Annotated in this window: 10 protein-coding genes; 8 read left to right on the top strand and 2 right to left on the bottom strand. The window is 70.9% G+C overall.

Annotation, left to right across the window (positions count from 1 at the left end):
* Positions 1-5 precede the first annotated feature (5 nt).
* Positions 6-1031 carry an AAA family ATPase gene (locus AC4D2C_RS16130; protein WP_490915855.1) on the bottom strand — a complete coding sequence of 342 codons (1026 nt, stop codon included), beginning with the start codon at positions 1029-1031 and terminating at the stop codon, positions 6-8.
* Between the two features lie 180 nt (positions 1032-1211).
* Here AC4D2C_RS16130 and AC4D2C_RS16125 point away from each other — a divergent pair, with 180 nt between their 5' ends.
* From AC4D2C_RS16125 to AC4D2C_RS16090, 8 genes are all read left to right on the top strand, one after another.
* Positions 1212-2201 carry a TatD family hydrolase gene (locus tag AC4D2C_RS16125; protein ID WP_490915854.1) on the top strand — a complete coding sequence of 330 codons (990 nt, stop codon included), beginning with the start codon at positions 1212-1214 and terminating at the stop codon, positions 2199-2201.
* Positions 2202-2635: 434 nt separating this feature from the next.
* Positions 2636-3532: a 16S rRNA (adenine(1518)-N(6)/adenine(1519)-N(6))-dimethyltransferase RsmA gene (rsmA, locus tag AC4D2C_RS16120; protein ID WP_490915853.1), complete on the top strand. Its 897-nt coding sequence runs from the start codon at positions 2636-2638 to the stop codon at positions 3530-3532.
* Between the two features lie 34 nt (positions 3533-3566).
* The gene (locus AC4D2C_RS16115) at positions 3567-4502 is read left to right on the top strand and encodes a 4-(cytidine 5'-diphospho)-2-C-methyl-D-erythritol kinase (protein ID WP_490915852.1); all 936 of its coding nucleotides are present in this window, start codon (positions 3567-3569) and stop codon (positions 4500-4502) included.
* 36 nt (positions 4503-4538) lie between these two features.
* Positions 4539-6359, top strand: coding sequence for an ABC-F family ATP-binding cassette domain-containing protein (locus tag AC4D2C_RS16110; protein ID WP_490915851.1), 1821 nt, complete (start codon positions 4539-4541; stop codon positions 6357-6359).
* A 551-nt stretch (positions 6360-6910) separates the two neighbouring features.
* On the top strand, positions 6911-8278 hold the full coding sequence (locus AC4D2C_RS16105; RefSeq protein ID WP_490915850.1) for a glycosyltransferase: 1368 nt from the start codon (positions 6911-6913) through the stop codon (positions 8276-8278).
* Entirely contained in the window at positions 8275-10116 is a 1842-nt protein-coding gene (locus AC4D2C_RS16100; protein WP_490915849.1) for a right-handed parallel beta-helix repeat-containing protein, read from the top strand. Before AC4D2C_RS16105 ends, AC4D2C_RS16100 begins: the two co-directional genes overlap by 4 nt.
* Positions 10113-11186 carry a right-handed parallel beta-helix repeat-containing protein gene (locus tag AC4D2C_RS16095; RefSeq protein ID WP_490915848.1) on the top strand — a complete coding sequence of 358 codons (1074 nt, stop codon included), beginning with the start codon at positions 10113-10115 and terminating at the stop codon, positions 11184-11186. The genes AC4D2C_RS16100 and AC4D2C_RS16095 overlap by 4 nt, the downstream gene beginning before the upstream one ends.
* Positions 11187-11272: 86 nt before the next feature.
* The gene (locus AC4D2C_RS16090) at positions 11273-12682 is read left to right on the top strand and encodes a UDP-glucose dehydrogenase family protein (protein WP_490915847.1); all 1410 of its coding nucleotides are present in this window, start codon (positions 11273-11275) and stop codon (positions 12680-12682) included.
* A 97-nt stretch (positions 12683-12779) separates the two neighbouring features.
* On the opposite strand, the gene AC4D2C_RS16085 is transcribed toward AC4D2C_RS16090, so the two are convergent.
* The gene (locus tag AC4D2C_RS16085; protein ID WP_490915846.1) at positions 12780-14123 is read right to left on the bottom strand and encodes a right-handed parallel beta-helix repeat-containing protein; all 1344 of its coding nucleotides are present in this window, start codon (positions 14121-14123) and stop codon (positions 12780-12782) included.
* Positions 14124-14191 lie beyond the last annotated feature (68 nt).

Genomic DNA, 14191 nt, shown 5'->3' with positions numbered 1-14191 from the left:
GGCCGTCATCGCCGCTGGATCCCGCGCGCCACCGGAACCCGCGACAGGATGTCCTGCACGATGCTCGACGCCGTCTCACCCGCACTCGTCGCCTTGCGGTCCAGCAGGAGCCGGTGCGCGAGCACCGCGTCGGCGACGGCGGCGACGTCGTCGGGCAGCACGAAGTCGCGGCCCTCGAGCGCCGAGCCCGCCTTCGCCGCACGGAGCAGCTGCAGCAGGGACCGGGGGCTCGCGCCGAGCCGCAGCCGCGGGTGCTGGCGCGTGGCGTGCCCGACGGCGACGGTGTACTCCTTGACGGCGGGCGAGACGTAGACGCCGCGCACCTCGCGCATCATGGCGGCGATGTCCGACACGCTCGCCACGGGCCGGATCCCCTCGAGCGGGGACACGGACTGGTGCGTCTCGAGCATGTCCACCTCGGCACGGGAATCCGGGTAGCCCAGGGAGATCCGGGCCATGAAGCGGTCGCGCTGCGCCTCGGGCAGGGGGTAGGTGCCCTCCATCTCGATGGGGTTCTGCGTGGCGACCACCATGAAGGGGTCGCCGAGCGCGTGCGTGGTGCCGTCCACGGTGACCTGGTGCTCCTCCATGCACTCGAGGAGGGAGGACTGCGTCTTGGCCGAGGCCCTGTTGATCTCGTCGCCGATGACGATGTTCGCGAAGACCGGTCCGGGCCGGAACTCGAAGCGCCGGGTTTCCTGGCTGAAGATGGAGACCCCGGTGACGTCGGACGGCAGCAGGTCCGGGGTGAACTGGATGCGGTTCACAGTGCAGTCGATGGTCCGTGCGAGGGTCTTCGCGAGCAGCGTCTTGCCGACGCCCGGTACGTCCTCGAGGAGCAGGTGGCCCTGGGCCAGCAGGACGGTGAGGGCGAGGCGCGCGGCCTCGGGCTTGCCGTCGATCACCGTGTTGATCGAGCCGAGGATGCGCGAACTGATGTCGTGGAAACGGGCACCGGGGACGTCCGGCTCCGCTGGTGCCGCCCTTCGCGGTTCCGCTGCGGCCTCGGCGATGTTGTGCTGGACGTCCATGGGTACCTTCCATGCGTGCGGCTGCGGGAGCAGGCGTCGGCCGGGCGGCCGTGCAGGCGACACGCAGGAAACGGCCACGGCCTCTCCGGCACGGGGCAGGACAGCCTGGCTGATTCAACAGATTACTAGGTCAACTTGATCACCGGCAGATAAGTTCCGTGCCGTCGATAGGCTTGCACCATGTGTAACAGTGCAGCATCGGTCCGCCATCCCTACGCCGTGGGGGAGACCCCGCCGGCCTACCGGGAGCCGGAAGCCGGCACCGGAAAAGGGGACATCGAAGGGGACGGTGCTGCGGACGGTGGTGCGGACGGTGGCGCGGAGGCGGCCCGACGGCGGCGCAAGGGCGGGTACCCGCCCCTGCCGGAGCCGCTGGCCGTTCCCGTGATCGACAACCACACGCACTTCGACTTCCGGGAGGGCCCGGCGGTGTCCATCGGGGACGCCCTGGACGCGGCCGAGGCGGCGGGGGTGCGGGGCGCGGTCCAGGTGGGCACCGACCTCGCGTCGTCGCGCTTCACGGCCGAGGTCGTGGAGCAGGACCACCGGCTGCTCGGCGCCGTGGCGCTGCACCCCAACGATGCTCCGCTGCTCGCCGGGGCCGGGACGCTCGACGACGCCCTCGAGGAGATCGAACGCCTCGCCGCGGGTCCCCGTATCCGGGCGCTCGGGGAAACGGGGCTCGACTACTTCCGCACAGGGGAGGGCGGCCGGGGGAGCCAGCTCGCCTCCTTCCGCCGCCACATCGACATCGCGAAGCGGCTCGGCAAGGCGCTGCAGATCCACGACCGGGACGCGCACGACGACGTGGTGGCCACCCTCCTGGCCGACGGTGCCCCCGACCGCGTGGTGCTGCACTGCTTCTCGGGCGACGCCGGCCTGGCCCGTATCTGCAACGAGCACGGGTGGTACATGTCCTTCGCCGGGACCGTGACGTTCCGCAACGCCGAGAACCTGCGCGAGGCCCTGCTCGTCGCCGATCCCGCCCTCGTGCTCACCGAGACGGACGCCCCCTTCCTCACACCGCACCCCTTCCGCGGCAGGCCCAACGCCGCCTACCTGGTCCCCTATACGGTGCGCGCCATGGCGGGGATCCTGGACACCGACCTCGACGCCCTGTGCGCCCGGCTGACGGCGAACACGGAGGCCGTCTACGGCGCGTGGAACTGATCCGGCGGTCGCAGGACCAGGCTCCGTACGGGGCCGGAACCGGCCCCCGCGGGCCTGCGAGGAGCGTGTCCCCGATCACACGTAGCTCCGGACCGGAGTGCGAGTACCGGTCGACCGGATTCGGGTAGGGAGCACCCGTGCCCGTGCCTTTCTTCCTCCGTACTGTTCTTCAAGGAGAGGCACTGCCGACGAGTCATCGCGCCGAAGCCGGTAGCCCTCCCCGTACCGTCCTTCTCGTGAGACCGGAAGACGGCGGTGCGACCGGCAGCTTTCCTTCCCAGCAGGGAGCTGCCCTGATCGGGTCGGCGGCGCCGGGGGCCCTCCTGAGACCAGGGCTCCCACCAGGCGTCGCCGACTCCCGATCCGCCCCTCGACGCACGTGCAGCACGCGGAGTGCCGCCTGCCCGTCGCGGCGCGACGGATACCATGGCAGGGTGACTACGCCCCCCGCCGCCGGCACGCCCGCACCCCTCCTCGGCGCCGCCGACATCCGGCGCCTCGCGGCCGACGTCGACATCCGGCCCACCAAGACCCTCGGGCAGAACTTCGTGATCGACGGCAACACCATCCGCAGGATCGTCGCCGCGGCGAACCTCGGCGCTGACGAGACCGTCCTCGAGGTGGGCCCCGGCCTCGGGTCCCTCACGCTCGGCCTGCTCGACGCCGCCGAGCGCGTGGTCGCCGTCGAGATCGACCCGGTGCTCGCCGGGAGGCTGCCGGCCACCGTCGCGCAGTGGCGGCCCGAGCGCACCGCGGCCCTCGACGTCGTCCTCGAGGACGCGCTGCGCGTGACGGACCTGCCGCACGAGCCCACCGCCCTCGTTGCCAACCTGCCCTACAACGTCGCCGTGCCCGTGGTCCTCAACCTCCTCGAGCGTTTCCCCTCCCTGCGGCACGGGCTCGTCATGGTGCAGGACGAGGTGGCGGACCGCCTCGCCGCCCCTCCCGGCTCGAAGACCTACGGCGTCCCGTCCGTGAAGGCCGCCTGGTACTCGAGCATGACCAAGGCCGGTGTGGTGGGCATGAACGTCTTCTGGCCGGCCCCGAAGATCGCCTCCGGCCTCGTCCGCTTCACGCGCCGGGAACCTCCGGCCACGACCGCCACGCGTGAGCAGGTGTTCGCCGTCATCGATGCCGCGTTCGCGCAGCGCCGGAAGACCCTGCGCGCGGCGCTCGCGGGGTGGGCGGGCAGCCCCGTCCTCGCGGAGCAGGCCCTCCGGGACGCGGGCGTCGATCCCACGGCGCGGGGCGAGGTGCTCGACATCGCGGCCTTCGCCCGCATCGCCGAGGCCCGGCGGGACGCCCCGGCGCCGGCGCGGCCGGTGGGCTAGGTTGGTGGGTATGGTCCCGGGCAGAACAGTCGACATGCGCGCCGGCACACGCTCCGTCCGCGTCCGGGCACCCGGGAAGATCAACGTCTCCCTCAAGGTGGGCCCGCCGCGCGAGGACGGGTACCACGGGATCGCCAGCGTGTTCCTCGCCGTGTCCCTCTACGAGGAGGTCACTGCCACGCTCGCGCCCGGGGACGCCATCACCGTGACCGTCAACGGCCAGGGCACCCTGAACCTCCCGCACGACTCCATCCCGCTGGACCGCACCAACCTTGCAGTCCGGGCCGCCGAGCTCCTCGCGGAGGTCAGCCCGGGCCGCACCGGCGTGCACCTGGACATCACCAAGCGCGTGCCCATCTCCGGCGGCATGGGCGGCGGATCGGCCGACGCCGCAGCGGCCCTGCTGGCCTGCGACGCCCTGTGGGGCAGCGGCTTCTCCCGCGACGAACTGGCGAAGATCGCCGTGGACCTCGGCGCGGACGTGCCCTTCGCGCTCGTCGGGGGCACCGCCGTCGGACTCGGGGTGGGCGACCAGCTGACCCCCGCCATCTCGAAGACACCCCTGCACTGGGTCCTCGTCACCTCCGACTACGGTCTCTCCACCCCCGAGGCCTACCGCCGACTCGACGAGATCCGCCTGCGCGACGGCGTGGAACCGGACCCGCAGCCGCAGATCGACCCGGCCATCCTCGGCGCCATGCGCGCCGGTGATGCCCAGGGCCTCGCCCCGCTGCTGCACAACGACCTGCAGCAGGCCTCGCTGGAACTCGCCCCCGCACTGGGCGATATCCTTGAGGCGGGCAAGGCGGCGGGCGCGCTGGCCGGGATCATCTCCGGGTCCGGTCCCACGATCGCCTTCCTCACCTCGAGCTCGGGCCACGCGGCCGAACTCGAGTCCCTCCTCGGCACGGAGGGGCTGCAGGCGTCGTCCGTCCGCGGCCCGGCACACGGGGCCCGCATCGCCGCCTGACCGGACACTCCAGCTCCAACCGAAAGCAGCATCTCCTTGGCACACCTCCTCGGCGCGGAAAACCTCAGCGTCGCCTACGTCACCCGCACCATCCTCGACAACGTCTCCCTCGGCCTCGAGGACGGTGACCGCATCGGCGTGGTGGGCCGCAACGGCGACGGCAAGTCCACGCTCATGCGCCTTCTCGCGCAGCGGAGCACGCCCGACTCCGGCCGCGTGACGAAGCGGCGAGACGTCACCGTGGGCTACCTCGACCAGTCGGACGTGCTCGACGGCGACCTCGAGGTGGGGAGCGCCATCGTGGGCGACCAGGCCGACCACGAGTGGGCGTCCAACCCGAAGATCCGCGATGTCATGGGCGGGCTCGTCTCCGAGGTGGACTGGCACGCGAAGGTGTCCTCCCTCTCCGGCGGGCAGAAGCGGCGTGTGGCCCTGGCCAAGCTCCTCATCGGCGACGACGACGTCATCATGCTCGACGAGCCCACCAACCACCTCGATGTCGAGGGCGTCGCGTGGCTCGCCCGCCACCTGCAGCAGCGCTGGCGTGCGACCGAGGGCGGGATGCTGGTGGTCACCCACGACCGCTGGTTCCTCGACGAGGTCTGCAACCACACGTGGGAGGTGCACGACGCCATCGTGGAGGACTTCGACGGCGGGTACGCCGCCTACGTCCTCGCCCGCGCCGAGCGCGACCGCATGAACGCCGTCGTCGAGTCCAAGCGCGTGCAGCTCGTCAAGAAGGAGCTGGCCTGGCTGCGGCGCGGCGCCCCCGCCCGCACGGCCAAGCCGAAGTTCCGTATCGAGGCCGCGAACGAGCTGATCGCCGACGTCCCCGAGCCGCGGGACTCCCTCGCGCTCAGCAAGATGGCCATGTCGCGTCTCGGCAAGGACGTCCTCGACCTCGAGGACGTCAGCCTGAGGATCGACGACGGCGAGGGCTCGGACCGGCAGCTGTTCGACGGGATCACGCTCCGGCTCGCGCCGGGCCAGCGCCTCGGCCTCGTGGGGGTCAACGGCTCCGGCAAGACCACGCTGCTGCGCCTGCTCAACGGCGAGCTCCAGCCGGATGCCGGCAAGGTCAAGAAGGGCAAGACCGTCCAGACCGCCGTGCTGTCCCAGGAGGTCCGTGAGCTCGACGACGTCCGCGACAGCCGGGTCATCGAGGTCATCGAGTCCGAGAAGCGGGTCTTCGCGGTCGGCGGCAAGGAGGTCTCGGCCAGCCAGCTTGTGGAGCAGCTGGGCTTCACCAACGAGAAGCAGTGGACGCGCGTCAGCGAGCTCTCCGGAGGTGAGCGCCGACGGCTCCAGCTGCTCCGCCTGCTGGTCGGCGAGCCGAACGTCCTGATGCTCGACGAGCCCACCAACGACCTCGACACCGACACCCTCTCCGCCATCGAGGACGTGCTCGACGGCTGGCCGGGCACGCTCGTGGTCGTCTCGCACGACCGCTACCTGCTCGAGCGGGTGACCGACAGCCAGATGGCGCTTCTCGGCGACGGCAGGCTCCGGGACCTGCCCGGCGGCGTGGACCAGTACCTCGAGCTGCGCAACGCCGCGGGGCCCATGACGGCCACCGGCAGCGCGGCGTCCCCGGCGATCAGCGGCGGTTCCACGGGCGGCTCCTCCGAGGCCGAGCTGCGGCAGGCGCGCAAGGACCTCGCCCGCATCGAACGGCAGATCAGCAAGGTGGATGCCCAGAAGGGCAAGGTCCAGCAGCAGATGAACGATGCCGGCGCCAGGGCCGACGCGGACTTCGAGCACATCGCGGGCCTCAATGTGCGCCTGCAGGAGCTGCAGACGGAGATCGAGGACCTCGAGACGCAGTGGATGGAAGCCGCCGAGGTGCTCGGGGAGTAAATTCTGCTTTTCCTCGCGTGTCCGGCGCGTGTCAAGCATGTTTAAGCTCACAGGCGCCACGCCGAGGATGCTCGACAACGCGCTCCGGAGAGCTGTCGGACCCACCCTCCGGGCCCTGGCCCCCAAGAGGGTCCGGACAGTGCCGCGAGCGCTCCCGGACGCCCGTCCCACCGCGCCGGCCGTCGTCCGGCGATGAGGACGAAACCGCAGGTCAGCGGCGGATCGACCGCCTCGGGATACAGCTCCGCGGGTAGCCGACAGGTGCTTCTTCCGCGCCTCCCGCAGGCATCCCACGCCCGGCTGCGACCGGCCGTCCCCCCGTCGCCGGACCGCTTCCCGTCCGCCGGAGCCCTTAAGTAGGAACAAGTAATAGCGGTGATTTTTCGAGTAGGACACGAGCTCGCGCGTCCCCCTAGTCTCAACAAGGAAAGGGTCCTGATCATCGCATCGGACCACTCGCCAGGACCGGACGCAGCACAGCTGCGACGGTGACCGGCCCCCACGCCCGCTGACGTGCATCCCTACAGCCATTTCATCTTCCAAGGACATCGATGCATTCAATCGCGCTCGCCGCCAGCCCAGCCTCCGCCGTCGACCTCGGCGTGCGGGTCCTGGGCGACCGGTGGTCCGCCTGGACCGCCTCCCTCGACTGGACCGACGTCAGTGCGTTCTGGGCGGAGATCTCGCCCTACTTCCCGATCGCGGTCGCCGGTGCCATCGTGTGGGGCCTCTGGCTCTACCGCTTCATCCTCTCCCACCGGGCCAAGCCGATCGTGACGGACTACCGCGCCACGACCTCGGTGGTGGTGCCGTCCTTCCACGAGGACCCGGACATCCTCATGAGCGCGCTCGAGTCGTGGCGCTCCCAGGGCCCCGACGAGATCATCATCGTCCTCGACGTCGAGGACCTCGACGCCTACGCCCGGATCGAGGCGCTCGGGGATCCGACGATCAAGCCGATCCTGTTCCACCACGTGGGCAAGCGGTCCGCGCTCGGCGCCGGCATCCGCCTCGCGCAGTACGACATCCTCGTGCTCACGGACTCCGACACCTGGTGGCAGCCGGACCTGCTGAAGAACGTCCAGATGCCGTTCATCGACCCGCTCGTCGGCGCGGTCGGTACCCACCAGAACGTCTACCAGCGCGACACCAGCGTGTGGCGTCGCATCGCCGACTGGCTCGTGAACCTCCGCTACCTCGACTACGTCCCCGCCATGGGTGCCGCCGGGGCCGTGCCGTGCGTGTCCGGACGGACGGCCGTCTACCGCCGCTCCGCCGTCCTGCCCGTCCTCGAGCACCTCGAGAACGAGTACTTCCTCGGCAAGCGCTGCATCTCCGGCGACGACGGCCGGCTGACCTGGCTGGTCCTCGCCTCGGGCTACAAGACCGTGCACCAGTCGACGGCGCGGGCCCTGTCGATGTTCCCCGCCAGCTTCCGCGCCTTCGTCAAGCAGCGCGTGCGCTGGAGCCGCAACTCCTACCGCTGCTACCTCACGGCCATCGGCACGGGCTGGCTGTGGCGGGTCCCCTTCATCACCAAGGTCACCGTCCTGCAGATCCTGCTGACGCCGGTCACCATGGGCCTGACCATGTTCTACCTGCTCTTCAACCGCCTGGACTTCACCGCCCTCGGCGTGGCCGCAGCCCTGTGCTGGCTGCTCCTCGGCCGCGGCATCCGCGGCGCCTCCCACCTCCGCCGCCACCCCAAGGACATCCTGATCCTGCCCGTCCTCGCCTTCGCCGTCATCCTCGTGGCCCTGCCCATCAAGCTCTACGCCTTCGCCACCATGAACAAGCAGGGCTGGCTGACACGGCACGCGGACCAGATCGGTGGCGACGGCCAGGACGCCGGCAGCCTCGATTCCAGGACCGCCGCCGACACGCTCTCGGGCCAGGACACCCGGGAGGCCGTCGCATGACCAGCCGCAAACCGATTCTTCTCGGCGTCCTCGCCGTCGTCTTCATCGCGCTCGTCGGAGCGGGCTTCCTCGCGGCCGGCAACGCGTGGAAGAAGTCCGAGGCCGACGCCGTGGGCCGCAACGAGATCGCCGCCAACGGCAACGTCCAGGGCGAGCTCTACACCGGTGACCCGCGCAGCGAGGCCCGCATCGTGCAGAGCGAGGAGGAGCGGCTCGTCTACGTGCGGACCATCGCCTCCGCGGCCCGCTGGCGCGTGGACGGCCTCGAAGGGCCCTACCGCCTCCAGACGGGCGCCACGAACACACTCGTGCTGCCGGCCCGCACGGAGCCGTACACCACCGCCGACCTCCTGCAGCTCGCACCGGACACCTTCCGGAAGGTGGCGTCCTCGACGTTCCTGCTCAGCGAGAACGTCGTGGTGCTGCCCGGCGCCACCCTGTCCCTGAACGGGGCGGAGGGCGTCACGGTCCGCATGCAGAGCGACGAGAACGCCTTCGTCTCGATCGTGGCCCTCGGCGGCTCGCTCGCCATGGCCGGCACGCCGGAGAACGCCGTCTCGCTCACCAGCTGGGACGGCACGGGCGTCGACACCGACACCTCGGACGGGCGCGCCTACGTGCGGATGATCGGCGGCCATGCCGCGTTCTCGCACACCGCCGTCACGTCCCTGGGCTTCTGGAGCGGCAACACCGGAGGCCTCGCCCTCACGGGTACGGACACCGCGGGCACGTTCCGGGACGCCGCCGCCACGCCGGAACCCGTGGCCCCGGCGGGCGCCCGCCTGCTGCCCGACGCCGACCTGCAGTCCATCGCGGACCAGTCGGAGATCGACTACAGCGTGGTCACCGCGGGCATCGACAACCTCACGGTGCGGGACAACGCCTTCGGCCTGTTCGTCACCAACGCCCGCGACGTCGCCATCCGCGACACCACCATCAGGGGCAGCCTCGTGGACGGCCTGGTGCTGCACCGCTCCGTCACCGACGCCACCATCACCGGCACCACCTCGTCGGACAACGCGGTGGACGGCATCACCGTCGGCCGCTCCAGCATGCGCGTGCAGCTGCAGGACGTCACGGCGCGGGGCAACGGACGCAACGGGATCTCCCTCGACGGCCAGCCCCTCGCGGACGGCCCGAACGCCGTCGGTACCGCCGTGGTCACCTACGGGGCCAACCGCGTGGTCAGGAGCACTGTCAGCGACAACGGCCGCTACGGCGTGGAGGTCAGCGGCGGTGAGAACCTCCGCCTGACGGGCAACACCATCCGCGGCAACGAGGTCGGCGTCGTCGTGAACTACGGAGCCAAGGGAGTCACCATCGTCGACAACGAGATCCGCGACCAGCACCAGCAGGGCATCGCCGTACGCGACACCGGTGCGCAGGCGGACATCCGCAGGAACGCCATCTCCGGCGGCGACACGGGCGTGTACGTCCGGGACGCGACCGCGGCGATCACCGGCAACACCATGTCCTCCCTCTCCGGGCACGGCGTCTCCCTCCGCGGGAACGTCCCGGACACCCGGGTCACCGGCAACGACGTGGGCGGCTACGGCACCACCGCCATCTGGGACGAGACGTCCACCGGCGCGCTGGTCGAGGAGAACGAGCTGCTGGACTGGCACCCCGCCCCGACCGTGCAGAGCGTCGTGAACTCCGTGTTCCAGCCGCTCACCTTCGTGTGGCTCATGCTGGGCGCGCTGCTCGTCGCCACGGCCTTCACGCGCAAGCGTCACCTGCGCGTGCGGACCATCCGCAACCCCTACGAGGAGCGCGTCCCGCTGACGGCCCTCAGCCGCGGGATCGTCCGCATCGATGACGTCCGGGGTGCCCGATGACGCGCCGGGGCGGCCTGATCGCCCTGGTCCTCGCCGTCGTCGCGCTCGCCGTGGCCGCCGTCGTCGTGGTGGTGGGTCTCAACGGGACCGACGGCAAGGGGTCCGCGGAGGAGGAGCGCAGCCCCCAGCCCGGTACCACGCAGGAGGCCGCGCCGCCGCCCGCACCGATCGAGACACCCGCCGAATGCCCCGAGGCGACGGCGACGGTGAGCAACCCGACCGACCTCATGACCGCGCTCGACGCCGCCAAGCCGGGCGACGTCATCGGCCTCGCACCCGGCGTGTACACCGGGAACTTCACCGCGTCGGCCGAAGGGACGGCAGAGCAGCCCATCACGCTCTGCGGGACCGCGGAGAGCATCCTCGACGGCGGCACCACCGACGACGGCTACGTGTTCCACCTGGAGGACTCCTCGTACTGGGTGCTGCAGGGGTTCACCGTCCGCAACGGCCAGAAGGGCGTCATGGTGGACCAGACCACGAACACCGTGATCCAGGGCCTCACCGTCACCACCACCGGTGACGAGGCCATCCACCTGCGGAAGTTCAGCACCGACAACCGGGTGCTGGCGAACACCATCAGCGACACCGGCCTGCGGAAGCCCAAGTTCGGCGAGGGCATCTACATCGGCACGGCCGAGAGCAACTGGTGCGACATCAGCAACTGCGAGCCGGACCGCAGCGACCGCAACGAGATCGCCGGGAACACCATCTCCGGCACCACCTCGGAGAACGTCGACATCAAGGAGGGCACCTCCGACGGCATCCTGCGGGCCAACAGCTTCGACGGATCCGGGATCGTGGAGGCCGACTCCTGGGTGGACGTGAAGGGCCGCGGCTGGGTCATCGCCGAGAACACCGGCGCCGACTCGCCCCAGGACGGCTTCCAGACCCACGAGATCGTGGACGGCTGGGGTACCGACAACGTCTTCCGTGACAACGTCGCGCAGGTCAACGGGCCCGGCCTCGGCTACTCCCTGAAACCGGTCCGCGACAACGTCGTCGAATGCAGCAACACGGCCTCCGACGCCGGCGAAGGCCTGTCCAACGAGCCCTGCGCCTCCGGCTGACCCGTCCCAGACCTCCGACCCCACTACTACCCGCCAGCACCACCCCTTATGACAATCCGTGCTACCCCCTACCCAAAAGAGGACTCATGAGCATCCCACCTCGGAACGACCAGCCAGCACCCCGGGTGACCGTCATCGGCACCGGTTACCTCGGGGCCACCCACGCCGTCTGCATGGCGATCATGGGCTTCGACGTCCTCGGCGTCGACGTGGACCAGCGCAAGATCGACATGCTGTCAGCCGGCAGGGTGCCGTTCTTCGAGCCGGGCCTGCCCGAGAAGCTCGGCGAGGCCCTCGCCTCCGGCCGCCTCCGCTTCAGCACCGACTTCGATGAGGCCGCCGCCTTCGGCGACGTGCACTTCGTCTGTGTCGGCACGCCGCAGGCATCCGACTCCGCGGCCGCGGACATGCGCTACGTCGACGCCGCCTTCACCGCGCTGGCCACCCGGATCGACCGGAAGGCCCTGCTCGTCGGCAAGTCGACCGTCCCCATCGGTACCGCGGCGCGCCTCACCACGATGGTGCAGTCGGTGTCACCCCTCGGCGCCGAGCTCGAGCTCGCCTGGAACCCGGAGTTCCTCCGCGAGGGATTCGCCGTCCAGGACACCCTGTTCCCCGACCGCCTCGTGTTCGGCGTCGGCTCCGCGTGGGCCGAGCAGCAGCTGCGCCGGGTCTTCGCTCCGATCCTCGACCTCGACACCCCTGTGATCGTCGCCGACCTCGCCACCTCCGAGCTCGTGAAGGTGGCAGCGAACTCCTTCCTCGCCACGAAGATCTCGTTCATCAACGCGATGGCGGAGGTCTGCGAGGCGACGGGCGCGGACGTCAACCACCTCGCCCAGGCGCTCAGCCTGGACGACCGCATCGGCGGCCGGTTCCTCAAGCCGGGGCTCGGCTTCGGCGGCGGGTGCCTGCCCAAGGACATCCGCGCGTTCAAGTACCGTGCCGAGGAGCTCGGTGTCGGCCAGGCCGTGAGCTTCCTCGGCGAGGTCGACTCCATCAACAACCGCCGCCGCGTGCGCACCGTGGACCTCATCCGCGAGCTCGCCGGCGGGAACCTGGAGGGCCAGCGCGTCGCCGCCCTCGGCGCCGCTTTCAAGCCGAACTCCGACGACGTCCGGGACGCCCCGGCGCTCGACGTCGCCCGGCTGCTCTACCTCGAGGGCGCCATCGTCACGGTCTACGACCCCGAGGCCAACGCCAACGCGCACCGCGCCTACCCGGACCTCAACTACGTGGGGTCCATGGCAGAGGCCGTGGAAGGGGCCGACGTCGTCGCCCTGCTCACGGAGTGGTCCGAGTTCCGCGACGCGGACCCCGAGGAGCTCGGCTCCCTGGTGGCCCACAGGCGGATCCTCGACGGCCGCCACGCGCTGAACGCCAATGACTACACGGCGAAGGGCTGGCAGTACCGGGCCCTCGGCCGGCCTGCACAGGCAGCCACCGTGGAGCTCGCCAGTGACGTGCGCGACGAGACGCCGACGCTCGCGCTCTAGCCTGTCGGGCTGACACAGCAGACACAGCAGACGCGGCAGACACAGCAGGGGCCGGGTGGGGAGAATCCCACCCGGCCCCTGCCGTGTCCGGTCGGAACTAGCGGCAGGCGATGTTGCTCAGTCCGCGGACGGCGCCGCTGGGCTTGCAGGACACGGAGGTCCCGAGGCTCGCGGACTGGACCCAGACCTCGTGTCCCGGTACGCCGCCGCGCACGGTGTTGCCCGTGAGCACGTTGCCCCTGCCCCAGCCGGCGAGGACCGAATGCACCTGGATGGCGTCGAGCCTGGTGCCGGAGCCGGAGTTGCCCTCGATCCGGTAGCCGTTGCCCTTCACGTCGATCCAGGAGTCGGCGGAGTTGGCGCCGGAGAAGCCCGCGTTGGTGAACACGTTGCCGGCGACCACGCCGCCCGTGGTCCCCTCCTTGATGTCCACGCCCTCGGCGGTGGTGTTGCTGATGCGGTTCCCGCGGATGGTGACGCGGTCCGATCGGTCCGGCACGCCGCCGGTCCAGTTGCTCCTGGCGCTGCCCACGTAGACGCCCTCGCCGTACCCGGGCTGCTTCAGTCCGGTGTCGTGGATGGAGGAGCCGAGGAGCGCGCCGTCCGTGCTGCCGGTCCGGAAGTGGACCGCCTCGGCGCCGGTGCTGCCGACGTCGACGCCGCTGATGACGGTGTTCTTCGAACCGTCGAGGACGATCCCCTTCGCGGACGTCGTGACCGAGAGGCCCTCGACGCGCCAGTAGGAGCCGGTCACGTGCAGGCCGTAGCCCTTGGACGTGGAGCCGGAGGAGAGGACGGCGTTGCGCGAGCCGCGCAGGGTGATCGGGGCCGCGGCGGATCCCTGCGCCGAGGCCACGAAGGCCCCGACGTACCGGCCGTCGGCCAGCTGGATGACCGACCCCGGGCGCGCCGTCCTGAGGGCCGACCTGAGCCCGGCGGCCGTGGAGACCTGGACGACGCCGGCGGGTGCGGGTGCGGCTGCGGGGACAGGCGCAACGGCAGGCGCCGGAGCGGGTGCGGGTGCGGCTGCGGGGGCAGGCGCAACGGCAGGCGCCGGAGCGGGGGAGGGTGGCGAAGCGGGTGCGGGCTTCGCTACGGAGAAGACCACGGTGCTCTCCTCCCGTCCGGCGGGCGTCTCCCATCGGACATCGAGCTTATGCGACCCCGCTCCCGCGGTCACGGGCCACGAGTAGGGGGCAGTGGTGTCCTGCCCCAGGTAGGTGCCGTCCAGCTTGAACTTCACCTTGGCGCCGGCCGGCGCATCGACGCTGACGGTGAGGACGCCGTCGGACTGCACGGTGCCGGCGAGGGGGGAGCCGTCGCCGAGGACGGTCGGGGTGGCGGCCGACGCCGGGAGGGCGAGGGAGGACGTCGCAACTGCGGTGACAGCGGCGACCATCGCGAGCCTGCCGCCGGCGCGCAGGGAGAAGTACGGGTTCATCTGCTTCTTTCCTTATGAGACCTACCGCGTGCGCGGTTCGGAGGCTCCGAGGCTACGAAGGGTTCGGC

The organism is Arthrobacter sp. TJ-240, from assembly GCF_058269195.1.
Note: the sequence above shows the minus strand (reverse complement) of the source record. Positions and strands in the feature narration are given on the sequence as shown.